The 22,440-nt window shown below is 71.7% G+C and carries 19 protein-coding genes; 10 read left to right on the forward strand and 9 right to left on the reverse strand.

Features of this window, described 5'->3' with window-relative positions; translation table 11 throughout:
* Positions 1 to 125: 125 nt before the first annotated feature.
* On the reverse strand, positions 126 to 1,013 hold the full coding sequence (locus QQM67_RS23475; RefSeq protein ID WP_314176122.1) for an LLM class flavin-dependent oxidoreductase: 888 nt from the start codon (positions 1,011 to 1,013) through the stop codon (positions 126 to 128).
* Between the two features lie 399 nt (positions 1,014 to 1,412).
* On the opposite strand from QQM67_RS23475, the gene htpX reads away from it, so the two are divergent.
* Positions 1,413 to 2,324 (forward strand): zinc metalloprotease HtpX, encoded by a 912-nt coding sequence (gene htpX, locus QQM67_RS23480; RefSeq protein WP_314176124.1) that lies wholly within the window; start codon positions 1,413 to 1,415, stop codon positions 2,322 to 2,324.
* Between the two features lie 137 nt (positions 2,325 to 2,461).
* Complete coding sequence (gene pspAB / locus QQM67_RS23485; protein WP_314176210.1) at positions 2,462 to 3,115, forward strand: PspA-associated protein PspAB; 654 nt, start codon at positions 2,462 to 2,464, stop codon at positions 3,113 to 3,115.
* Here pspAB and QQM67_RS23490 read toward each other — a convergent pair.
* Both QQM67_RS23490 and QQM67_RS23495 read right to left on the reverse strand, forming a co-directional pair.
* Positions 3,112 to 4,182 (reverse strand): MerR family transcriptional regulator, encoded by a 1,071-nt coding sequence (locus QQM67_RS23490; RefSeq protein ID WP_314176211.1) that lies wholly within the window; start codon positions 4,180 to 4,182, stop codon positions 3,112 to 3,114. The two genes, pspAB and QQM67_RS23490, sit on opposite strands and share 4 nt — an antisense overlap.
* A gap of 101 nt (positions 4,183 to 4,283) precedes the next feature.
* Positions 4,284 to 6,074 carry an SDR family oxidoreductase gene (locus QQM67_RS23495; protein WP_314176213.1) on the reverse strand — a complete coding sequence of 597 codons (1,791 nt, stop codon included), beginning with the start codon at positions 6,072 to 6,074 and terminating at the stop codon, positions 4,284 to 4,286.
* Positions 6,075 to 6,525: 451 nt separating this feature from the next.
* Between QQM67_RS23495 and QQM67_RS23500 the strand changes: the two genes are divergently transcribed.
* The 7 genes from QQM67_RS23500 (at position 6,526) to QQM67_RS23530 (ending at position 14,098) form a co-directional block, all read left to right on the forward strand.
* A complete protein-coding gene (locus QQM67_RS23500; protein WP_314176215.1) occupies positions 6,526 to 7,599 on the forward strand; it encodes an ABC transporter ATP-binding protein in 1,074 nt (357 codons plus the stop codon).
* Positions 7,589 to 8,533: an ABC transporter permease subunit gene (locus QQM67_RS23505; RefSeq protein WP_314176125.1), complete on the forward strand. Its 945-nt coding sequence runs from the start codon at positions 7,589 to 7,591 to the stop codon at positions 8,531 to 8,533. Before QQM67_RS23500 ends, QQM67_RS23505 begins: the two co-directional genes overlap by 11 nt.
* A 40-nt stretch (positions 8,534 to 8,573) precedes the next feature.
* Entirely contained in the window at positions 8,574 to 9,491 is a 918-nt protein-coding gene (locus QQM67_RS23510; protein ID WP_314176127.1) for an ABC transporter ATP-binding protein, read from the forward strand.
* A gap of 14 nt (positions 9,492 to 9,505) precedes the next feature.
* Complete coding sequence (locus tag QQM67_RS23515; RefSeq protein ID WP_314176129.1) at positions 9,506 to 10,228, forward strand: ABC transporter permease subunit; 723 nt, start codon at positions 9,506 to 9,508, stop codon at positions 10,226 to 10,228.
* A gap of 196 nt (positions 10,229 to 10,424) precedes the next feature.
* Positions 10,425 to 11,354, forward strand: a complete 930-nt coding sequence (pheA, locus tag QQM67_RS23520; protein ID WP_314176130.1) for a prephenate dehydratase — start codon at positions 10,425 to 10,427, stop codon at positions 11,352 to 11,354.
* A gap of 612 nt (positions 11,355 to 11,966) precedes the next feature.
* Entirely contained in the window at positions 11,967 to 13,244 is a 1,278-nt protein-coding gene (gene serS, locus QQM67_RS23525) for a serine--tRNA ligase (RefSeq protein WP_314176132.1), read from the forward strand.
* Positions 13,241 to 14,098 carry an HAD family hydrolase gene (locus tag QQM67_RS23530; RefSeq protein WP_314176134.1) on the forward strand — a complete coding sequence of 286 codons (858 nt, stop codon included), beginning with the start codon at positions 13,241 to 13,243 and terminating at the stop codon, positions 14,096 to 14,098. Before serS ends, QQM67_RS23530 begins: the two co-directional genes overlap by 4 nt.
* 94 nt (positions 14,099 to 14,192) lie before the next feature.
* Here QQM67_RS23530 and QQM67_RS23535 read toward each other — a convergent pair whose 3' ends face one another.
* Positions 14,193 to 15,254, reverse strand: coding sequence for a helix-turn-helix transcriptional regulator (locus QQM67_RS23535; protein ID WP_314176217.1), 1,062 nt, complete (start codon positions 15,252 to 15,254; stop codon positions 14,193 to 14,195).
* Positions 15,255 to 15,408: 154 nt separating this feature from the next.
* Here QQM67_RS23535 and QQM67_RS23540 point away from each other — a divergent pair, with 154 nt between their 5' ends.
* Positions 15,409 to 16,071, forward strand: a complete 663-nt coding sequence (locus QQM67_RS23540; protein WP_314176136.1) for a TIGR03086 family metal-binding protein — start codon at positions 15,409 to 15,411, stop codon at positions 16,069 to 16,071.
* A gap of 144 nt (positions 16,072 to 16,215) precedes the next feature.
* Here the strand turns inward: QQM67_RS23540 and efeB are convergent, their stop codons facing one another.
* The 5 genes from efeB to QQM67_RS23565 form a co-directional block, all read right to left on the reverse strand.
* On the reverse strand, positions 16,216 to 17,466 hold the full coding sequence (gene efeB / locus QQM67_RS23545; protein ID WP_314176138.1) for an iron uptake transporter deferrochelatase/peroxidase subunit: 1,251 nt from the start codon (positions 17,464 to 17,466) through the stop codon (positions 16,216 to 16,218).
* Between the two features lie 205 nt (positions 17,467 to 17,671).
* Positions 17,672 to 19,945 carry a copper resistance CopC/CopD family protein gene (locus QQM67_RS23550; RefSeq protein ID WP_314176139.1) on the reverse strand — a complete coding sequence of 758 codons (2,274 nt, stop codon included), beginning with the start codon at positions 19,943 to 19,945 and terminating at the stop codon, positions 17,672 to 17,674.
* 86 nt (positions 19,946 to 20,031) lie between these two features.
* Positions 20,032 to 20,541 (reverse strand): copper chaperone PCu(A)C, encoded by a 510-nt coding sequence (locus tag QQM67_RS23555; protein WP_314176141.1) that lies wholly within the window; start codon positions 20,539 to 20,541, stop codon positions 20,032 to 20,034.
* The gene (locus tag QQM67_RS23560) at positions 20,538 to 21,209 is read right to left on the reverse strand and encodes an SCO family protein (protein WP_314176143.1); all 672 of its coding nucleotides are present in this window, start codon (positions 21,207 to 21,209) and stop codon (positions 20,538 to 20,540) included. The genes QQM67_RS23555 and QQM67_RS23560 overlap by 4 nt, the downstream gene beginning before the upstream one ends.
* Positions 21,210 to 21,407: 198 nt before the next feature.
* Positions 21,408 to 22,145 carry a YcnI family copper-binding membrane protein gene (locus QQM67_RS23565; RefSeq protein ID WP_314176145.1) on the reverse strand — a complete coding sequence of 246 codons (738 nt, stop codon included), beginning with the start codon at positions 22,143 to 22,145 and terminating at the stop codon, positions 21,408 to 21,410.
* Between the last annotated feature and the right edge of the window lie 295 nt (positions 22,146 to 22,440).

Below are 22,440 nucleotides of genomic sequence, written 5' to 3' on the forward strand. Positions count from 1 at the left end.
CGCACATGTACGCACAACCGTGCGGAGGGTTCCCCCGATGAGCGGTGCGGGCACTCCGGGACGAACCGGACCGGGGTCGCCATCGGTACGGGAGCGGGCAGGAGCGGACCCGGGCCTCGGCCCCGTCAGCTCCCTCCCCGCAGCTGCGCGAGCCCCTCGGTGGCGATCCGCTCGAAGACCTTCTCGTCCGCGGCGAACTGCGTGTCCGGGAGGGGCCAGTGCAGCACGATCTCGGTGATGCCGGCCTCGGCGTACTTTCCCGCGAAGTCCACGAACGCGTCGACGGAGGCCAGCGGCGTACCGGGAACGAAGCCCGTGAGCAGGACCTTCTCCAGCTCGGACGCGTCCCGTCCCGTCTGGTCGCAGGCCGTGCCGAGGCGCACGATCTGGTCGCGTACGGCCTGGAGTCCCTCCGCGGGCGTGCCCGTCGCGGCGATGTGCGGATCGCCGGTGGTCACCCAGGCCTGGCCGTAGCGCCCGGCGAGCAGCATGCCCCGGGGACCGGTGGCGGCGACGGCGAACGGGAGGCGCGGCCGCTGCACGCAGCCCGGGATGCCGCGTGCCTCGTGCGCGGAGTAGAAGGCGCCCTCGTACGAGACGGCCGGTTCGCTGAGCAGCCTGCTGAGCAGCGGTACGAACTCGGCGAACCGGTCGGCGCGCTCCCGCGGAGTCCACGGCTCCTGGCCGAGGACCGTCGCGTCGAAACCGTTGCCGCCCGCGCCGATGCCCAGGGTGAGGCGGCCGCCGCTGATGTCGTCCAGGGACATCAGCTCCTTGGCCAGCGTCACGGGATGCCGGAAGTTGGGCGAGGAGACGAGGGTGCCCAGTCGCATCCGCGAGGTCGAGGCAGCGGCGGCGGTGAGCGTGGGCAGGGCGCCGAACCACGGGCCGTCGCGGAACTCGGCCCGCCACGAGAGGTGGTCGTAGGTGTAGGCGGTGTGGAAGCCCAGCTCTTCGGCCCGCCGCCACCGCTCGCGCCCGCCCTCGTGCCAGCGCCGGACGGGGAGGATCACGGTGCTCAGCCGCGGCACGCGCGCCGGGCGCCCGGAACCGGGCCGCGGGGACGCGGACCGCGCAGGTCCGGGCTGTGGAGAGGCGGGTCCTGGGGAGGAAGGCATGGCGCCGAGCCTACGGTGCGGGGCCCGGGCGCCGGTCGCGCCGGGTCGGCCTCCGGCTGCTCTCCGTCATTCGCCACGAGGCAGGCAAAGAGAGGACAATTACCGCAAAGGTGTCGGTCCCGTAGGGGCGTCCGGCCGCCTTCCCTGGTGCCGAGCCAGGAGTGGGCGGGCGGTACGGCACACGCGGGGCACGGCTCACGGAAGCGCGGACTCCGCGCCGTCGCACGCGGGCGCAGCCTGGCGCACGGCGGCCGGTGGCCCGGCTTCTGTACTGGTGAGGGAGGAGCGTCCGTCATGGCAGCAGCTCGTGGGCGATACGTCGCCGACCGTGGACTGACCAGCCGCATGGTGGTCACGATGTTCCTCATCGGACTGCTTTACGTGGCGCTGGTCGGCTCCCTGATCGCGGCGCTGAGCAACGCCTGGCCACTGATCGTGATCGCGGTGGGTGGTCTCTTCATCGCGCAGTTCTGGTTCAGCGACCGCATCGCCGCCTTCAGCATGGGGGCGCGCGAGGTGACGCCCGAGCAGGCACCCGAGCTGCACGGTGCGGTGGACAGGCTGTGTGCGCTCGCGGACGTCCCGAAGCCGAAGGTGGCCATTGCCGACAGCGATGTGCCCAACGCCTTCGCCACGGGCCGCAGTCAGCGCAATTCGATGGTCTGCGCGACGACGGGGCTGATGCGCCGCCTGGAGCCCGAAGAGATCGAGGGCGTGCTCTCCCACGAGCTGTCGCACGTCGCCCACCGCGACGTAGCGGTGATGACCATCGCGTCCTTCCTCGGCGTACTGGCGGGCATCCTCACCCGGGTCGCCCTGTGGGGCGGTCTGAGCGGCGCCGGGCGGAACGACCAGAGCGGCCTCGGCATCATCCTGCTGGTGATCCCGCTGGTCAGTATCCTCGTCTACATCCTGAGCTTCCTGCTGACCCGGCTCCTCTCGCGCTACCGCGAGCTGTCCGCGGACCGCGCGGGCGCGCTGCTCACGGGACGGCCGTCCGCGCTCGCCTCCGCACTGACCAAGATCACCGGCCAGATCTCCCGCATCCCGACCCGGGACCTGCGGAAGGCCGAGCCGTTCAACGCCTTCTTCTTCGCGCCGGCGTTCTCGGGCGAGACGGTCGCCACGCTGCTCTCCTCGCACCCGCCGCTGGAGCGCCGCCTGGAGCAGCTGAGCCGGATCTCGGCGCAGCTGGGGCAGCACTGAGGGACGGGCGAGAAGCGGCAGGCCGGGGCCGGGACGCTCGGGCCGGAGCCGGGCTCGACCCCGGGGCCGTAACGCCGGAGCCGCCGGAGCCGACATCGTGAACACCGCCGCCATCCAGCACAAGGGACGTGAACTCCGTGGGCCTCCTCGACGCGCTTCTGGGCCGCAGCAAGCCCGTACGCCCCGACCTCGACCAGCTCTTCGCCCTCCCGGCCGCCGCCGTCACACTCCAGGCGGGCGCGGACCTCGTGCCGACGGGACTGGGATCGGTGTGCTTCGCCAGCGTCGAGGGCGGCGCCTTCAAACAGCTACAGCGTGACGTACGGCAGCTGCTCGACGCGGACCTCCCCGCGGATTCCGGGCCGGGGAACGGTGCCCCTCAACCTGCCCGGATCCCGGTGGAGTTCAGCCAGGACGAGTACGGCTACACCTGGCTGGTCGCCCGGCACGCGCCGGAGGATCTGGGAGAGCTCGTCAACGATCTGCACGCGGTCAACACCCTGCTCGAAGAGAACGGGTTCGGGCCGCAGCTGCTGTGCTCGCTGGTCGGGTTCCGTGCGGCGGAGGAGAAGGCCGAAGCCTCCACGGCCCGCCCGCTCGCCCTCGTCTACCTCTACAAGCGCGGCACGTTCTATCCCTTCGCGCCCCGGCCCGGACGGCGCGAGAAGCGCGACAGCGCACTGGAGTTGCAGATTCGCGGGTTGCTGACCGACGACCTGCCGACCGAACCGGACCTCGGCCGCTGGTTCCCCGTCTGGGGAGCGCCCGGTCTCCTCGGCGGCACGGCCTAACGCTCCGGGCGCTCGACCCGGCCGGTCCATGCGGCCGCGAGGCCGTCCATCGCGCGGGCCCGCACTTCGCGCTCCGCGGCGGCGGCGACGAACGCCGCGGTCTGCTCCGGCCCGACCAGGTCGCGTACGGCGGCGACGGTCGCCGAGGGAAGCCGTACGGTGGCGGTGGCCGGGATGGTGGCTGCGGGTGGGGCAGCCGCGGGGGCGACGGCTGCGGGTGCGGCGGTGCTGGGCGAGGCGGTCGGCTGCCCTTGGGGCGCCCCCTCCCCCTCCCCCACCCCCGCCCCCTTCTCGTCCTCCGCCCCTTCCCCTTCCTCTTCCCCTTCCCCTCGCCCCTCCGCTCCGGCGTCCGCCCGCCGCAGGTGTTCACGCAGGCTTCGGGAGGCGAACGTCCGCATGGCGCGGGCCAGTTCGGCGTCGACGGTCTGCTTCGCGAGCGGGCGAAGCCGCCGTACGAGACCGGCCGCCTCCGTGGCCTCCTCGTCCGAAGGGCGCGTGTGCGGGCAGCGCCCGAATATGTGCTGGTCGGTGAAGTCCATGAACCGGGCCGCTATGTGCTCGACCTGCGCGCGCAGCTCGCGGAGATGCTCGGTGAGCGCGAGCAACGGCACGCCCGCCCGGTGCAGTTCGGCGGCGACGGCCAGTTCCTGAGGGCTGGGGACGAGATACTCTCCCGGCCGCTCCGGCAGCGGCACCAGCACCCCCAGCTCCACCGCCTCCGCCACGGCGCCGTCGCCGCGGGCGGAGCCCGCCCCGAAGAGCTCGTCCAGATCGGCCTGGGTGAGGCGCTCCGGCTCCTCGTCCGACCACGGTCCCTCGACCTCCGAGACGAGCCCCAGGACACCGCTCAGCCCCCGGCCCTCGTCCCACGCCGCAAGCAGCTCCTTGATCGACGCGAGGGTGTATCCGCGCTCCAGCAGAGCGGATATCTGGCGCAGCCTCGTCAGGTGCGAGTCGTCGTAGAGGTTCGCCCGCCCGCGCCGGCCGGGACGCGGGAGCAGGCCCCGGTCCTGGTAGGCGCGGATCGTGCGCACCGTGGCGCCGCTGTGCCGCGCCAGATCCTCGATCCGGTACTCGCCGTCGTCACTTCTGCTGTCCCTGCCGCTTGCCCTCCTACGCTCGCTTGCCGTGTGGCCGGCGTGTGCGGCGAGGCCGTCTCCGCCCGTCGTCACAGCGGTGGCTCGATCCTCGCGATGGCCCTCAGCACGCGCGGAGCGACCCGGGAGAGCGCACGCGCGGTGCGTGCCTCCGGTGTCACGGGGACCACCGCCTGGTTGCGTACGACCGCTCGCATGATCGCCCTCGCGACCTTCTCCGGCGGATAGTTGCGCAGCTTGTACAGGCGAGCCACCCGTTCCCGGCGGCGCCGCTGCCCTGCCTCGTCGAGGCCGACGAAGCGCGCCGTCCGCGTTATGCCGGTGTCGACCGGGCCCGGGCACACGGCGGTTACGCCGATGCCCCGCCCCGCCAGCTCGGCGCGCAGACACTCGCTCAGCATCAGCACCGCCGCCTTCGACGCACCGTACGCGGGCAGCAGCCTCGTGGGCTGATAGGCCGCGTCCGACGCGACGTTGACGATGTGCCCGCCCTGGCCCCGCTCGGCCATCTGCCTGCCGAAGAGCCGGCAACCGTGGATGACGCCCCACAGATTGACGTCCAGAGTCCGCTTCCAGTCCTCGACGCTGGTCTCCAGGAAGGGGCCCGCGATGCCTATGCCCGCGTTGTTGACGAGCACGTCGACGGTTCCGTGGTCGGCGGCGACCCTGGCGGCCAGCTTCTCCATCTGCTGCTGGTCGCCGACGTCGGCGGTCTCGGCCCAGGCACGCGGAGCTCCCGCCCGCTCCGCCGACTCCGCCGTGCGCGCCGCCTGTTCGCCGTCCACGTCGACGGCGACGATCCGAGCACCGGCCGCGGCGAAGGAGAGGGCCGTCGCCCGGCCGATGCCGCTGCCCGCACCCGTGACGAGCACGAGCAGCCCGCCGAAGCGCGCGGCGAAGCCCCTGTCGTTCGCGGCTGCCGGTGCCGCCGCCTGCGGCCCTTCCACCGCACGGCCGGACTCCTGGGCCTCCACGAAGTCGGCGATCCAGACCGCCAGTTGGTCGGGCCGTGTGCGCGGAATCCAGTGCTTGGCGTCCAGCGTGCGCCGCGTCAGCCCGGGTGCCCACAACTCCACGTCGTCGTAGAGCCGTTCGCTCAGGAAGACGTCACGCGTCGGCGTGATCACCTGGACCGGGACATGGGCGTGGCAGTCGTCCCGGGGGTGGCGCAGCCGGAAGCGCACGTTGTCGCGGTAGAGCCATGCGCCGTTCGCGGCGTCACGCGGCAGCGAGGACGTGGGGTATCCGTCGGCCGGGACCTTCTCGGCCCGCCGCAGCAGCTTCGGCCACAGCCGCGCGAGCGGACCGCGCCAAGCGAGCTCCGGCAGCACGGGCGTGTGCAGCATGTAGACGTACCAGGAGCGCCCGCCCTGACCCAGTGCCTGCGCCAGCCGCCGCGGTGTCGGGCGGCTCACGCGCTTCTTGATCCAGTGCCCGAAGTGGTCAAGGGACGGGCCCGACATCGAGGTGAAGGACGCGATCCTGCCTCTGGTCTCCGACGACGTGGCGAACTCCCAGCCCTGCACGGATCCCCAGTCGTGCCCCACCACGTGGACGGGCCGCCCGGGGGAGACGGCACCGGCCACGGCAAGGAAGTCCTGCGTGAGCTTCTCCAGGGTGAAGCCTCCGCGCAGCGGCCTGGGCGCCGAGGAGCGGCCGCAGCCCCGTACGTCGTACACGACGACGTGGAACCGGTCGCTCAGCCGCCGGGCGACCTTCGACCAGACCTCCTTGCTGTCCGGATAGCCGTGCACGAGCACCACGGTGGGCAGTGCCGCGTCGCCGAGCTCCGCGACGCACAGCTCGATGCCCTCCGGTGTGCGCACCCGGCGCTCACGCGCGCCCTCCAGACCCGGATCCAGTCCTGAATCCTGTTCCTGCTCCTGTCCCGGATCTTCCTCCGGGGCCGTGCCGCGCTTCTCGCTTCCGCCCAGCCCGGCGTTCCGGCCGCCGTTCCGCTCGCTCACAGGTCCCCCCACCGATCGAGGCCGGCGGGGCTCAACGCCCCGCCCTCATCCGCGTATTCGACACCAGTCAATGTGACAACGGACGATGGCGAGGTCAAGAGGACTTCCACGGCTGTGGATACCTGAGGTAACGCCGAGCTCGCGTGCGTGACGGATGCCTGACGGATGCCTGACGCATGCCTGACGCATGCCTGATGTCTGCCCGCCCGTGTGCCCGAGCGGCAGGCTTTGGCCCTACTTGTCCTACGCCCCCTTAAGGGAGCATCACCCTTCGGTACCAGTCGGATCCAGCCCCCAGGAGGGACGTGACACAGGGCTGTGAGGCCCTAGCGTCTGAGGCGTGACTGTGATTGCTATCGAAAGCCTGACCAAGCGGTACCCACGGGTGACCGCGCTGGACCGGCTGACCGTAGGCATCACACCGGGTGTTACCGGCCTGGTGGGCGCCAACGGGGCCGGTAAATCGACCCTCATCAAGATCCTGCTCGGGCTCTCCCCCGCCTCCGAGGGCGGCGCCACCGTCCTCGGCATGGACGTGGCACGGGAGGGCTCGGCGATCCGCGAGCGCGTCGGCTACATGCCCGAGCACGACTGCCTGCCGCCGGACGTCTCGGCCACCGAGTTCGTCGTCCACATGGCGCGGATGTCCGGGCTTCCCTTCACCGCCGCGCGCGAGCGCACGGCGGACACCCTGCGCCACGTCGGCCTGTACGAGGAGCGCTACCGCCCCATGGGCGGCTACTCGACGGGCATGAAGCAGCGCGTCAAGCTCGCGCAGGCCCTCGTGCACGACCCGAAGGTGGTCCTCCTAGACGAGCCGACCAACGGCCTCGACCCCGTCGGCCGCGACGAGATGCTCGCCCTGATCCGCCGCGTGTACACGGACTTCGGCATCTCCGTGCTCGTCACGTCCCATCTGCTGGGCGAGTTGGAACGCACCTGCGACCACGTCGTCGTCATCGACGGCGGCAAGCTGCTGCGCGCCTCCAGCACCGCCGACTTCACCAAGCGCACCCCGTCCCTCGCGGTGGAGGTCACCGACACCGACGCGCACCCGGACGGCGCGGAGGCGCTGCGCGCCGCGCTCGTCGCGGCCGGGCTCTCCGCGCAGGCCCCCGGCACCGCGGGCGCCCCGGGCGCCGGTCATCTGCTCATGGTCGACGCCACCGACGAGTCCGCGTACGACACCGTCCGCGACACCGTCATAGAGCTCGGCCTCGGTCTGGTGCGGATGGAACAGCGCCGCCACCACATCGCCGAGGTCTTCCACACGGACGGCACGGGAGCCTCCGCGTCCGCCGCCCCGTCGGGCGACCCGGGCGCCGTCGCTGCCGGCACCGGCGCTCCCGCCGGCGCCCGCCCCGGCGACGCCGACCGCGAACTCCAGCCGCAGAAGGGAGGCAGCGGCGATGCCGTCTGAGCCTCGAGCCACCGATTCCGCCAGCCCCGTCGCGACGGCCCCCAAGCCGCCGGGACAGCGCGGCGAGGACGTCATCCACAACATCGGCTACCGCAAATACGAGGGCTCCCGCCTCGGCCGCGGCTACGCCCGCACCTCCCTCTTCGAGCAGTCCCTGCGCGGCGCGTACGGGCTCGGCCGCTCGGCGAAGTCCAAGGTGCTGCCGATGCTGCTCTTCGCGGTCATGTGCGTCCCGGCCGCGATCGTCGTCGCCGTCACGGTCTTCACCAAGGCCAAGGAGATGCCGGTCGGCTACAACGAGTACGTCATCGTGATGCAGCCCGTCATCGGCGTCTACATCGCGGCCATGGCGCCGCAAGCCGTCTCGCTCGACCTGCGCTTCAACGTCGTGCCGCTGTACTTCTCCCGCCCGATCGAGCGCGGGGACTACGTCGGGGCCAAGTACGCGGCGCTCTCCGCCGCGATCTTCGTCTTCACCGCGACGTCGGTCCTCATCCTCTACGTCGGCGCCCTGCTGGCGAAGCTCGACTTCGGCGACGAGACGAAGGGCTTCGCGTACGGGCTCGTCTGCTGCCTGGTCTTCTCCGTGCTGCACGCGGGCGTCGCCCTGGCCGTGGCCGCCGCGACCCCGCGGCGCGGCTTCGGCGTCGCCGCCATCATCGCCGTGCTGACCATTCCGTACATGCTGGTCACCGCTCTCCAGGGGATCGTCGCCTCGCAGGACGAGGCCTCCGCCATCGGCTGGCTGGGCCTCGCCTCGCCCGGGTCGCTCGTCGACGGCCTCCAGAGCAAGCTCCTCGACGGGGACAACGCCTTCCCGCGGGGCGAGGCGCTGAACGCCGCGCAGACGTCCGCGTACCTCGCGCTCACCGTCCTGCTCATCGCCGGCACGTACGCCCTGCTGCTGCGCCGCTACCGGAAGGCCGGGCTGTGACCGTCACCCGCCGCCACTCTCGAAGGAACGGGCCGCGCCCATGAGCACTCTTCACATCGACAGCACGTCCCGCTGGTTCGGGAACGTCGTCGCCGTCAACGACATCACCATGGACATCGGGCCCGGCGTGACGGGCCTCCTCGGCCCGAACGGCGCCGGCAAGTCCACGCTGATCAACATGATGGGCGGATTCCTGCCGCCCTCGACCGGAAGCGTCACCCTGGACACCGCGCCGATCTGGCGCAACGAGCAGGCGTACAAGGAGATCGGGCTCGTGCCCGAGCGGGAGGGGATGTACGACTTCCTCACCGGGCGGGAGTTCGTGGTCGCCAACGCCGAGCTCCACAAGCTGCGCGACCCCGAGGAGGCCGCCCGAAGGGCGCTGGCCACCGTCGAGATGGAACAGGCGCAGGACCGCAAGATCTCCACGTACAGCAAGGGCATGCGGCAGCGCGTGAAGATGGCCTCCGCCCTCGTCCACGAGCCTTCGGTGCTGCTGCTCGACGAGCCGTTCAACGGCATGGACCCGCGCCAGCGCATGCAACTCATGCAGCTGCTGCGGCAGATGGGCGACCAGGGCCGGACGGTGCTGTTCTCCTCGCACATCCTGGAGGAGGTCGAGCAGCTCGCCTCCCACATCGAGGTCGTCGTCGCCGGCAGGCACGCGGCCAGCGGCGACTTCCGCAAGATCCGCCGCCTGATGACGGACCGTCCGCACCGCTATCTCGTACGCTCCAGCGACGACCGGCGCCTCGCGGCGGCCCTCATCGCCGACGCCTCGACGGCGGGCATCCAGCTCGACTGGAACGAGCAGGCCCTCCAGATCCAGGCCATCGACTTCGGCCGGTTCACGGACGTCCTTCCCCGGCTCGCACGGGAGCACGGCATCCGGCTCTACACGGTCTCGCCGTCGGACGAGTCCCTGGAGAGCGTCTTCTCGTACCTCGTCGCGGCCTGAAGGGAGCCTTCACGATGTACAACCAGACAGTCGCACGGCTCACTTACAAGGCGCTGCTGGGCCGCCGCCGCGCGCTGCTGCTGTGCGCGCTCCCACTGCTGCTGCTCGTCGTGGCCGTGGCGGTGCGCCTCCTCGGCGACGTGGACGACGACGTCACCAAGCAGCTCCTGGGCGGCTTCGCGATGGCCACGATCGTCCCGCTCATCGGCGTCGTCGCCGGTACGGGGGCGATCGGCCCGGAGATCGACGACGGATCGGTGGTCTATCTGCTGGCCAAGCCGGTCAAGCGGCACAGCGTCATCGTCACCAAGCTCGTGGTCGCCATCGGGGTGTCCGTCGCGTTCTCGGCGGTCCCCACGCTCCTCGCGGGCTACATCCTCAACGGCAACAGCCAGCAGATCGCCACGGCGTACGCGGTGGCCGCCGCCGCGGCCTCCGTCGCCTACAGCGCGCTGTTCCTGCTGCTGGGGACCGTCTCCCGGCACGCCGTCGTGATCGGCCTGGTCTACGCGCTGATCTGGGAGGCCCTGTTCGGCAACATGGTGCCGGGCGCGCGGGAGCTGTCCGTACAGCAGTGGGCCCTGACGCTGGCGCAGAAGGTGGGCGGCAGCGGCGCCGGGATCACCTCCGAGGTCGGCATGGCGACCGGCGTGACGCTGCTGGCCGTCGCCACCGTCGGCGGCGCCTGGTATGCGAGCCGCAGGCTGCGCAGGTTCACGCTCGCAGGGGAGGAGTGACGGCGCACGCTCCGGGCGGTACACGCAGGGGTGGGGGCTACGGTCACGCGTGACCGTAGCCCCCACCCCTGCGTCGTCGGCAGCCGGGTCCCATGTCGGCTTCCCGAAAGGGCCCGCACGTCAACGGCGGGGCGGCCTCCGACCGGCAGATGAGACGCCGGACACGCTGCGTCGCCGGCGCGACTAACGTGGCCTCATGTCACCAGCGAGCCGCTACACGTACCTCGGCCCCGAAGGAACCTTCACCGAGGCCGCCCTGCGCACCCTTCCCGAAGCCGCCACCCGCGAACTGACGCCGATGGTCTCCGTGCCGACGGCGCTGGACGCCGTACGCAACGCAGAGGCCGCGGCGGCCCTCGTTCCCATCGAGAACTCGGTCGAGGGCGGCGTCACCGCGACGCTCGACGAGCTGGCGAGCGGCCGGCCGCTGATGATCTACCGCGAGGTGCTGCTCCCCATCGCCTTCGCGCTGCTCGCCCGCCCGGGCACACCGCTGGAGAGCATCAAGACGGTCACGGGCCACCCCGTCGCGCAGCCGCAGGTGCGGCGCTGGATGGCTGATCACCTTCCGGACGCGGTGTGGGAGTCCGCCGCGTCCAACGCCGACGGTGCGCGGCTGGTGCAGGAGGGCCGCTACGACGCGGCGTTCGCCGGTGAGTTCGCGGCGTCGACGTACGCGCTGGAGCCGCTGGTCACGGGCATCCACGACGCGGACGACGCGGTCACGCGCTTCGTGCTGGTGGGCCGCCCGGCGCGGCCCGCCGCGGCGACGGGCTCGGACAAGACCTCCGTCGTCTTCTGGCTGCGAGACGACCACCCCGGCGCGCTGCTGGAGGTCCTTCAGGAGTTCGCGTCGCGCGGCGTGAACATGATGCGCATCGAGTCCCGGCCGACGGGCGAGGGCATCGGGCGCTACTGCTTCTCGGTGGACTGCGAGGGCCATCTGCAGGACCGCCGGGTGGGGGACGTGCTCATGGGTCTGAAGCGCGCCTGCGAACAGGTGCGCTACCTCGGCTCGTATCCGCGTGCGGACGGCGGGCACGCCAAGGAGCGCCCGGGCACGACGGACGCCGAGTTCGTGGAGGCGGCGGACTGGCTCACTCGTTGTCTGGACGGACGGGGCTGAACGAGTCGGTGCGCGGTCGTGGCGGGCGCCGGTGCCGCCCCCGGTGCGGCCCTCCCGAAAGTTATCCACAGGGTGGCCCGGCGGCTGTGCACAACTTCGGAGACCGAAACGGGCAATATCGACAAAGCCTCATGCAGACCGCAAAGGCGTCCCCAACGCGGTCCGTCCCCTTTCGTCACTCCAAATCTCCTTGATCATCCTTCGGTGTGAGTCAACCCCGCTCGAATGAGTGCTTATTACAGGTTTGCGCCGGGATTTCCGAGCCGGGAGGAGATTCGGAGGAACCCCGCTTTCCGCTATCCACAGCCTCACGTCAGACCCTGTGGAAAAGATTGCGGCGCGTGGAGGGAGCTGTGGATAAGTCCGTGGACACTCGCCCTCCGGTTCGGCCTCAACTGCCCGCCGGACATTGCGACATGGCTGGTGGGAGCGCGTCCGCCGGCCCGCCGCGCCCCGCTCGCGGCGACGCGGCGAACCACCGCATTACCGCCCAAGTCCCTTGAAACGACGCGATCTTCACGGACTTCCCGGCTCCGGCCGTCCCGGCCGGACCGCCCCGCCACGGCCCGGTACTCGGTCGAGCCCTCGTGATCCCACCGGTACCCTGACGGGGTGATTGACCTCCGACTGCTCCGCGACGACCCCGACCGTGTCCGCGAATCCCAGCGCGCCCGTGGAGAGGACGTCGGCATCGTCGACGCCCTGCTCTCCGCCGACGAACGGCGAAGGTCGTCCGGCGTCAGCTTCGACGAACTGCGCTCCGAGCAGAAGCAGCTCGGCAAGCAGATCCCCAAGGCCGAGGGCGACGAGAAGGCCGAGCTGCTGAAGAAGGCGGGCGAACTCTCCGCTGCGGTGAAGGCCGCCGACGCCGAGCAGAACGAGGCCGCGGAGGAGGCCCAGCGTCTGCTGCGCCTGCTCGGGAACGTCGTGCACCCCGACGTGCCGGTCGGCGGCGAGGAGGACTTCACCGTCCGCGAGACGATCGGCTCGCCCCGTGACTTCGCGGCCGAGGGCTTCGAGCCGAAGGACCACCTCGAACTCGGGCAGCGGCTCGGCGCGATCGACGTCGAGCGCGGCGCGAAGGTCTCCGGGTCGCGCTTCTACTACCTCACCGGCGTCGGCGCCCTGCTCGAACTCGCCCTGGTCAACGCGGCGATCGCACAGGCCACCGAGGCGGGCTTCACGCCCATGCTGACCCCGGCGCTGGTCAAGCCGCAGGCCATGGACGGTACGGGCTTCCTCGGCCAGGCCGCGCAGGACGTCTACCACCTGGCTCAGGACGACCTCTACCTCGTCGGCACCTCCGAAGTCCCCCTCGCCGGCTACCACATGGACGAGATCATCGACGCGTCCCGGCTGCCGCTGCGGTACGCGGCGTTCTCGCCCTGCTTCCGCCGGGAGGCCGGTTCGTACGGGAAGGACACCCGCGGGATCTTCCGGGTGCACCAGTTCGACAAGGTCGAGATGTTCTCGTACGTCGCTCCCGAGGAGTCCGAGGCGGAGCATCTGCGCCTGCTGGAGTGGGAGAAGCAGTGGCTCACCGGCCTCGGCCTGCCCTTCCAGGTGATCGACGTCGCCACGGGCGATCTGGGCTCCTCCGCCGCCCGCAAGTACGACTGCGAGGCGTGGATCCCGACACAGGGCAAGTACCGCGAGGTGACGTCGACTTCGGACTGCACCGAGTTCCAGTCGCGGAGGCTGTCGATCCGGATGCGGGAGGGCAAGCAGGTGCGGCCGCTGGCCACGCTCAACGGCACGCTGTGCGCCGTGCCCCGCACGATCGTCGCGCTGCTGGAGAACCACCAGCAGGCGGACGGCTCGGTCCGGGTGCCGGAGCTGCTGCGTCCGTATCTGGGCGGGCGCGAGCTGCTGGAGCCGGTGAGCGAGTGACCGGCCCGACCGGCGTGATCCGCGAGCCCCACGGCACGGGCGGCGACGGCTCGTTCCCGTACCGGCTGATCGCGACCGACCTCGACGGCACTCTGCTGCGCGACGACGCGACCGTCTCCCCGCGTACGCGGGCGGCGCTGGCCGCCGCGTCCGAGCGCGGAGTGGCGCACATCGTGGTGACGGGGCGAGCCGTGCCGTGGACGAAGGACATCCTGGCCGACCTGGGCCACACCGGGCTGGCCGTGTGCGGGCAGGGCGCGCAGGTCTACGACGCGGGCGCGGAGCGCATGCTGACGTCGGTGACGCTGGACCGGCGGCTGGCCCGGCTCGCCCTCGCCAAGATCGAGGCGGAGACGGGCGGTCCGCTGCTGGTGGCCGCCTCGCAGGACGGCCTCGACGGCCGCGTGCTCGTCGGCCCCGGCTACCGGGAGCAGGGCAAGGGGCTGCCCGCGGTGCACTGTTCGGACGTGGAGGAGCTGTTCGCCGCGCCGCTGAACAAGCTCTACCTCCAGCATCCCCGGCTCGGCGACGACGAGTTGGCCAAGGCCGCCCGCGACGTGGCGGGCGACCTGGTGGGCATCACGATGGCCGGGGAGGACCTGGTGGAGTTGCTGCCGCTCGGGCTGAGCAAGGCGAAGGGGCTGGCGATCGCCGCGCGGCGGCTGGGCGTATCGGCGCGGGAGACCATCGCGTTCGGCGACATGCCCAACGACGTCGCCATGTTCGGCTGGGCGGCCCACGGCGTCGCGATGGCCGGCGCGCATCCCGAACTCCTCGCGGTGGCCGACGAGATCACCGGGTCCAACGAGGACGACGGCGTCGCCGTGGTGCTGGAGCGCCTGCTCGCCGCGTGACGCTTCGAGCCCCAGGCGTCCTGATGGAGCTGACCGAACTGACCCGGTCTGACCACGTAGTTCGCGGAGTTGTCCACAGGCTGTGGGGGCCGGTCTAGCGCGCGGCGTCGCCGTAGAGGGCGGTGACCGAGGCGGCGGCGCGCGCCAACTCCGTTCGCACCGCCGCCGGTTCGAGGACCTCGACGTCCGCGCCGAACTGGAGGAGCTGGCGGGCGGCTTGGAGCACCGGGTACGCGAGATCGACGGGAACCCACGCATCGGGATCCGGTTCCGGCGCGGTGTCGTCGTCCGGCCCGGCGTGATCCTCGGGGCGCTGCCCGTCCGTTGAGCGAGCCCGCTCCGGTCCGTCCGCCTGCTCCGGTCCGTCCGGCCGGTCCCGTACGAACGGGCCGACTATCCGGCGGAACCTCTCCAGGTTCCGGCGGCGCACCCGCGCCCTGACCCGTACGGTCGCGGGGCGCTCCTCCACCTGGCGGCGCAACGCCTCCCACGCATCGGCCAGCTCGACGCCGTGCCTGCGCTGCACGGGCGCGTCCGTCAGGACGGCGTCCAGGATGCGGTCCGCACGGAACAGCCGCGCCCGGCCGCGCCGGTCCGCCACGAGATACCAGGTGCCGGCCTTCGCCACCAGCCCGTACGGGTCGACGGTGTAGGTGTGCACGGTGTGCTCGCCGCCGTGCCGGTAGCGGATGCGCAGCCGCCGGTCCGTGAAGACCGCCGTGTTGAGGACGTCGAGGTCGACGGAGGGCTGCCGCCCCGACAGCCAGCGGTCGGGGTCGACGAGGATGCGGCGGCTGGTGAGTTCGGCGGCCGGCCGGTGCGGAGCGGGCAGGGCGGCCATCACCTTGCGCAGCGCCGAGCCGAGCGCGCCGTCCAGGCCGAGGGCGGAGTGTGCGCCCTGCGCGGCCAGCACGAACAGCGCGCGTGCCTCGTCCGAGGTGAGCCCCGTGACGTCGGTGCGGAATCCGGCGAGCAGCGAGATGCCGCCGTGCCGCCCGCGCTCGGCGTAGACGGGGACGCCCGCGGTCGAGAGGGACTCGACGTCGCGGTAGATGGTGCGCGTGGAGACCTCCAGGCGCCGGGCGAGCTCGTCGGCTCGTACACGGCCGCGGGTCTGGAGCAGCAGGAGGATCGAGAGCAGGCGGTCCGACTTCACGGTCGCCAGCATCGCGGAAAACCTGACGGCAGGTGTCAGGAAACGGCGACAGAGTCTCCGACGGGCCGACGCCCGACGCCCGACGCCCGATTTCCAACCCCCGACTCCCGACTCTCGACTTCCGATTTCCGACTCTCGAACGGAGCTGCTCGCCATGAACGCCCAAACGTCCGCAGCCGACGCCGCAGCCGGTGTCCCCGGCCCCTCGACGGACCCGCGTCCCCTCTATGAACGCGCCTCCGAGCAGATGGCGTCGCTCTTCGCCGAGGTACGGACCCACCAGCTCGACCACCCCACCCCCTGCGACGGATTCGACGTCGGCGGTCTCATCAGCCATGTCGTCGGCGGCACGCTGCGCATCGCCCAGGTCGGCGAGGGCGGCGGCCCCGGCGACGTCGACCCCGGAGCGAAGGTCGACTCGGGGATCTCCGGTGTGCCGGAGGAGGGCTGGAGTAAGCCGTACGCGCAGGCACGCGAGCGCTTCGCGGCGGCCTGGGCCGACGACGCGAAACTCGACGAGCCCGTCACGGTGCCGTGGGGCACGATGCCGGGCCGCTTCGCGCTGGCGGGCAGCGTGATGGAGGTGGTCACCCACTCCTGGGACCTGGCGCAGGCGCTCGGCCGCGAGGACCTGCTCGACCCCGGGCTGGCCACGTTCGCGCTGGGCGTCGCGCACCGGGCCGTGCCGGAGGAGCGTGGCGAAGGCGTCCCGTTCGGGCCGGTGTTGAGCGCACCCGAGGGTACGGACGACTACGGACGGCTGGCGGCCTGGCTGGGACGAGACTGGGATCCGGCCCGCGTGGGCGCCGCGGACTGAGCGTCCCGGCGGACGCCCTGGAGATCCCGGGACGCCCCGGAGACTCCGGACGCCCCGGAGACAGAGCAACGCGCCGGGACGGCAACCCTGGACAGGCCGTCCCGGCGCGCTGCGGTCAAAGGCGGGTCACCGGCCGCCCGCCGGTCATCCCTCCAGCAGCCGCTGCCCCACGTACTCGCCCTTCGACGGTCCGCCGGGCACCGCGAACAGGCCGCTGGCCTCGTGCCGGATGAAGCGCGAGAGCGCGTCGCCCCGGTCGAGCTTCCGCTGCACCGGCACGAAGCCGCGCAGCGGATCGGCCTGCCAGGCGATGAAGAGCAGCCCGGCGTCCGGTGCGCCGTCGTCGCGGAAACCGTCGTGGTACGAGTAGGGCCGACGCAGCATCGCGGCTCCCCCGTTCGTCGAGGGAGCGGTGACGCGCACATGGGCGTCGGCAGCGATCACGGGGGAGCCGTCCGAACCCCGCTTGTCGAGGTCGGGGTCGGTGTCCTCGCTGCCGCCGCTCAGCGGGGCGCCGTCCGACTTGCGGCGGCCGATGACCTTCTCCTGCTGCTTCGGGGACTGCTTGTCCCAGTCGTCCAGCAGCATCCGGATGCGGCGCACGACGGCGTACGAGCCGTCCGCCATCCACGCCGGAGACGACGAAGAGGGCACGAAGATCCGCCCGTCGAAGTCCGGTTCGGAGGGCTTGGGGTTGTTGGTGCCGTCGATCTGTCCCATGAGGTTGCGCACCGTCATGGGGCGTCGGGTGGCGCCCGGGGTGCGGGTGAAGCCGTTCATCTGCCAGCGCAGCCGTGCCGTGCCGGCGGCCTGACGCTGGATCTCGCGGAGTGCGTCGAAGGCGACGAGCCCGTCGTCGCATCCGATCTGCACCCACAGGTCGCCGTTGGAGCGGTCCTTGTCGAGGGCGTCGCCGGAGAACTCGGGGAGCGGCGCGAGTTCGCGGGGGCGCTGCTTCTCCAGTCCCGTACGGGAGAAGAAGGAGCGGCCGAAGCCGAAGGTGACGGTCAGCGAGCAGGGCCCGGCGTCCAGTGCCACGCCGGTGGGGTCGGCGGTCGGCTCGTTCGCCATGAGTTCGCGCGCCGTCCTCGACCAGCGCTTCAGCAGAGCGGCGGCCTGCTTGCGGCGGGCGCCGGAGACGAGGTCGAAGGCGAGCAGATGGCCGAAGGCCTGCAACGGCGTGACGATGCCGGCCTGGTGCTTGCCGTAGAAGGACACGCGCGTCGAACCGACGGACGTGAGCGGGGTGGGGGCCTTGCTGTCGGCCCGGGCCGCGGCCTGCGCGACCGCGCCGCCCGTCGCGCCAACGGCCAGGCCGGTCGCGCCCGCCGCTCCGACGGTGCTGACGAGTCGGCGGCGTGAGACGCCCTGAGGTTCGTGGTCGTGCTGAGTCATCTCTGCTTCCTGGCGTGGTCCGGCATGGGCGGGGGCTCGCGCTCGTACGTCGTGGTGCTGTTCCTGACGTTGTTCCTGCTGCTGTTCGCGGTCTGCTGTTCGCGGTTGAGGTTCTGGTGTTCAGCTATATCTCCCAGAACGTCACGGTATTCAGATGAATGGCCCATCAGGGGACGCGGCCGACGGCGCCCGGCCCGCCGCGGCCTCAGTCGAGCACCACCGTCTTGCTCTCGGTGACCTGGTCGATGTCCGAGGTACGGATGGTGACGGAGGCCTTCCACCGTCCCGGTACCGGCAGCTGCACGGTCTCCGAACGCCAGCGCCCCTTCGCGTTGTTGATCCTCTCGAAGTCGACGGAGAACGGGCCGAGGTCCTGATCGGGCAGGGTCATCGACGCTTTCACCTCTTCGGTTGGCAGCTGCTTGCCGTCCGGGCCCGTGGTCATGACCCGCAGCGAGTTGCCGCCCGCCTGGCCGGGTGTGATCCACAGCGTCGCGGTGCCCTTGCCGTTCGGGCCGCCCGTGTCGAACGGGATCTTCTGCTTGATCGTGAGGCCCTCGCGAACCTGCCCGGTGCCCGCGCTCCCGTCGCCTCCCGCCGCGGTGAGCTCTTCCGTACGGCCGGGCTCGGTGCCGGTCAGGACGGTCGCCACGATGAGCAGCACGGCGGCGACGGAGGCCTCGGCGAGTACGGAGCGGCGCAGGCCCGCACGCTCGGGATCGGCCTCGCGGGCCTTGCGGCGGCGTTCGCGGGCGACGGCGGCGCGCTGACGGGCGAGTTGGGCCGCTCGTGCCGTGCCCGCGGTCGCCTTTCCGTTGCTGGCGGGGCCGCCGTCGCCTGTGCTGTCCGGGCCCGAACCGGACGCCCCAGCACGGGACTTGGACCCGGTCTCGTCTCCGGTCTCGCTTTCCGTCGCCGTCCCGGCGTCCGTCGTCGCGGTCGCGGTGGCCGTGGTGCGGCCCGCCGAGGCTCCGACGGCCGCCGTCGCCTCCGTACGTACCGCGGCGTCCGTGTCGGCCCCCCGGGCCTCGGCCTCGCTTTCGCGGGGGCTCCGGTCCGTCTCGGCCTCTTCCGCGGTCGTGCCGTCCGTACGGGCCGCGCCGAGCCGCCTCGTCCACTGCCGCGAGACCGAGGCGATGCCGACGAGGATGACGACGAGACCCACCTTCGCGAGCAGCAGCCGCCCGTACGACGTACCGGTGAGCGCGGAGAACGAGCCGAGCTGGCGCCACGACTGGTACAGCCCCGTCGCCACCAGCACCAGCACGCTGCCGAAGGCCACCTGCGAGAAGCGGCGGACGACGTCGCGGGCGGGCGGCGGTCCCCAGTGGAGCACCGTCAGCAGAGAGGCCAGCCCGCCCAGCCATGCCGCCACCGCCAGCAGATGGACCACGTCGACGGGCATCGCCACCTGCGGCTGCACGCCCGTGGACGCGTGCTCCGAGATCGCCCAGGTCGCCGCCAGCCCGATCGCGACGACGCTGCCGCCGAGCGCCAGCCCCAGCGTGACGTCGCGTCCGGGGGTCTCTTTCTCCTCCCGGGCGTCCACCTCCTCCCGGGCGCCCACCGTGTCCGCGGTGTCCTCGGCGTCCGCTTCCTGAGCCGTCTGGCTCGCCTCTTCCGTCTCCTCTTCCGTTTCCGTCTCCGGCTCCTCGTCGCGCTTCCCGTACGAGCCGAAGAGCACCGAGATGATCACCGCCGCCGTGCCCAGGAGCAGCAGCCGCGCGGCGAGCGCGGCTCCCGGTTTCGAACCGAGCGCGTCCCTGAGCCCCCCGAGGTCGAAGACCTCGCTCAACTGGCCCGTCCCCGTATACGCGTTGCGCAGCAGCAGCATCAGCAGGGTGGCGGCCGTGAGCGTCAGCCAGCCTGTGACCACGAGCCGCTGAAGACGGCGCACCGCACCCTCGTGCGGCCTGCACGTCAGGACGAAGGCGCCGCCGCCCACCAGCAGGACGAAGCCCGCATAGGCCGCGTAACGGCTCACCTGGTACAGCGCGCCGACCGGGCCGCCGCCCGTCCCCTGGCTCTCGTCCGCGATGTTCGCCGTCGTCTGCGACGTGTGTCCGACGGAGAAGGTGAACGCACCCGAGACGGGGTGGCTGTCGTCCGAGACGGCCTTCCACGCCACGGTGTACGTCCCGTCCGGCGCATCGGACTTGATGCCGACGGCGCGGGTGTTCGCCTTGTCCGGGACCTCGCGGACCTTGTCGGTGTCGAGCCGCTTGCCGTCCGGCCCGAGCACCCGTATCGAACCGTCGGACATGGACACGCCCTCGGAGAAGGTCACGGTGACCTGCTTGGGCGCGCTGCGCACCACCCTGCCCTCCGCCGGGCTGCTGTCGGTCTGCACGGCGTGCGCCGAGGCGGGCGCGGCGAGGCCGATCACCAGGAACAGCGCGCACAGCGCCGTGCCCAGCAGCGCGAGGAACGGCGCGGCGGCCGTGCCGCGGCGCCCGGCGGCCCACGCATGCGGAAGCACAAGCGGACGCGCAAGTGGCAGCGGGCGCCGGCGCGGACGGGCACCGCGACGGGGACCCCTGGTGGTGAGCGGCACGAGTCAGTCCCTCATTTCTTCGGTACGTAGTTCGTCGCCTCGACCGGCATCGACACCGTGATGTCGCCGGACTTGCCGAAGTGGAGCGTCACCCGCACCTTCTCGCCCTTCAGCGGTTTCCGCTCCGCTTTCATGAACATGATGTGGTTTCCGCCCCGGCCCAGCCGCAGCGTTCCGCCCGCGGGCACCGGCAGCGACTTCACGTGCTGCATCTGCTGCCCGGAGGTCTTGTGCAGCTGCGCCTCGCCGAAGGCGGGGCTCTCGACCGAGGTGAGCCTGTCGGCCGTGCCGCCGGTGTTCTTCACGGTGAGGAAGCCGCCGGCCATGTCGTCCGAGACCGGCTCGGGCATGTAGGCGCCGCTGACGGCCAGCTTCGGCTTGGAGCCGCCCCCGTCCGACCCGGAACCCGGACCGGAGCCGGAGTCCGAACCCGGTCCGGACCCGCACGCGCCGAGCACGAGCAGCCCCACCGCCGACGTCGCGAGCGCGGCGAGACGGCGCCCTCGGAAAGCACGCGTCACGGGTTCTCCCCCTTGATGATCGCGGGGAGTTCCTTCTCGAGGATCTCCGGAGTGGTGTTGCCCTCCGTGTAGAGCACGTGGGCCTTGTCGTCCTTCGGCGAGAAGGCGAGCAGCTGCGCGCCGTGCGTGGAGACGACGTCGCCGTTCTTTTTCTTGTACGACGGCTCGATGCTCACGCCGACGGTGCGCGCCCCCGCCTGGATGGTGTCGAAGTCACCGGTCAGCCCGACGAAGGACGGATCCTGGCCGCGCAGCCAGCTGCCCAGCTCCTTCGGCTTGTCGCGCTTGGGGTCGGACGTGACGAAGACGACCCGCAGCTTCTTCTTCTGCTCCGCGGGCAGCTTGGACTTGGCCACCGCGATGTTGCTCATCGTCAGCGGGCAGATGTCCGGGCAGTGGGTGTAGCCGAAGTACAGCAGCACCGGCTTGCCCTTCGTCTCCTCGATGAGGTCGTACTCCTTGCCGTGGGTGTCGGTGAGCGTCAGGTCGGGCTTGTCGAAGGGCTCGTCGAGCACCGCTCCGCCCTTCTTCTGCGGCTCCACCGAGGCGACGGCCTTGTTGCCGCCGCCGTCCGAGGCGCTGTCGCCGCCGGAGCCTCCGCATCCCGTCAGGGCGAGGAGGCCCGCCGCGGCGAGCGCGGCGGCGCTGAGAGTCGTGGTCTTACGCATAGAGCACTGGCCTTCTTGCTTTCTGAGTCGTCTCTGCCTGGCAGTGTCGCTGCCGTACGGTCGGCGCCCCGCCGTGGGGGCGGCGCGCGAACGGCGCGGACTGTCCGTACGACGGCGAACCGGACGGGCCGGTCCGGCCGTTGGGCGGGGCGCCCGTACCACGCGGGTACGGCGGTACGGGCGACCCGCCCGGTCGGTCTAGGAGCTGGAGTTCCGGCGGCGCCCGGCGAGCACACCGAAGGCGACCCCGGCCGCTCCCGCGAGGATGCCCACGACGCCGAGCACGCGCGCCGTGTTGTCCGTCGCGCTCGCGCCGTCCGCCGCCTTGTCCGAGGCGCCGCTCTGCGCGGAGGCGTTCTCGGGCTCGCCGGCGCCGCCCTTGGCGTCGGAGCCCTCTCCGGTCGCCGTCGTGAGCTTGAGCACCGGAGCCGGGTTCTCCGGTTCGGGCTGTCCCTCCTTGGGTTCTTCGATCCAGCGCACGACCTCGTCGTCGTCGTACGTCTGGAGCGCCTTGAAGACGAGCTGGTCGGTGCCCTCGGGCATCTCGCCCATGGAGACCGGGAACTGCTGGAACTCGCCCTTCTTCACCTCGCCGCCACTCCAAGTGATCTTGCTGACGGCCTCGGTGATCTTCTCGCCGTGCATCTCGATCGGCTTGTCCAGCTTGGACTTGGTGACCTTGACGTCCCAGCCGGGCACCGGCTGCGGCATCACGGACGCGAGCGGATGCTCCTTCGGCAGGCTGACCTCGAGCTTGGTCGTGGAGGCGTCGTCGCGCTCGTTGGGGACCTTGAAGTTGACGACGCTGTAGTCGCCGGCAGCCGCGGTCTCCGGGTCGACGCTCACGTGCGCGAAGGCGGGCCCCGCGCACAGCAGTACGGATGTGGCTGCGATGGCGCCGACGGTGGTCACACGGCGGCGCGTGGTGTTCTGCATGGTGATCGCTCCTGATGACAGGACGGAACACGAGGGTCGTGACAGCACATGACGGCGTGCTCCCCGGAACGCCGCGAGCCCGGCCCGTTCACGTGGCGCGGAGGAACGGGCGTGCGGGCGGCGCGAGTTACGGCACCGCGCGGCGCGGGACCGCGCTCGTACGGCAGTACCGCCGTACCGCACGTACCGCACGTACCGCCGTACTGCCGAGAACGCCGGGAGGACATGGCGGTGCGGGCCCGGGAGGCACACTCGTGCGCGGCGAGGGCGCACGCCGTCGTTCCGTCGTCGGGCG

Origin of the sequence: Streptomyces winkii, from assembly GCF_032248595.1 — a bacterium.
GTDB classification, from domain to species: domain Bacteria; phylum Actinomycetota; class Actinomycetes; order Streptomycetales; family Streptomycetaceae; genus Streptomyces; species Streptomyces winkii.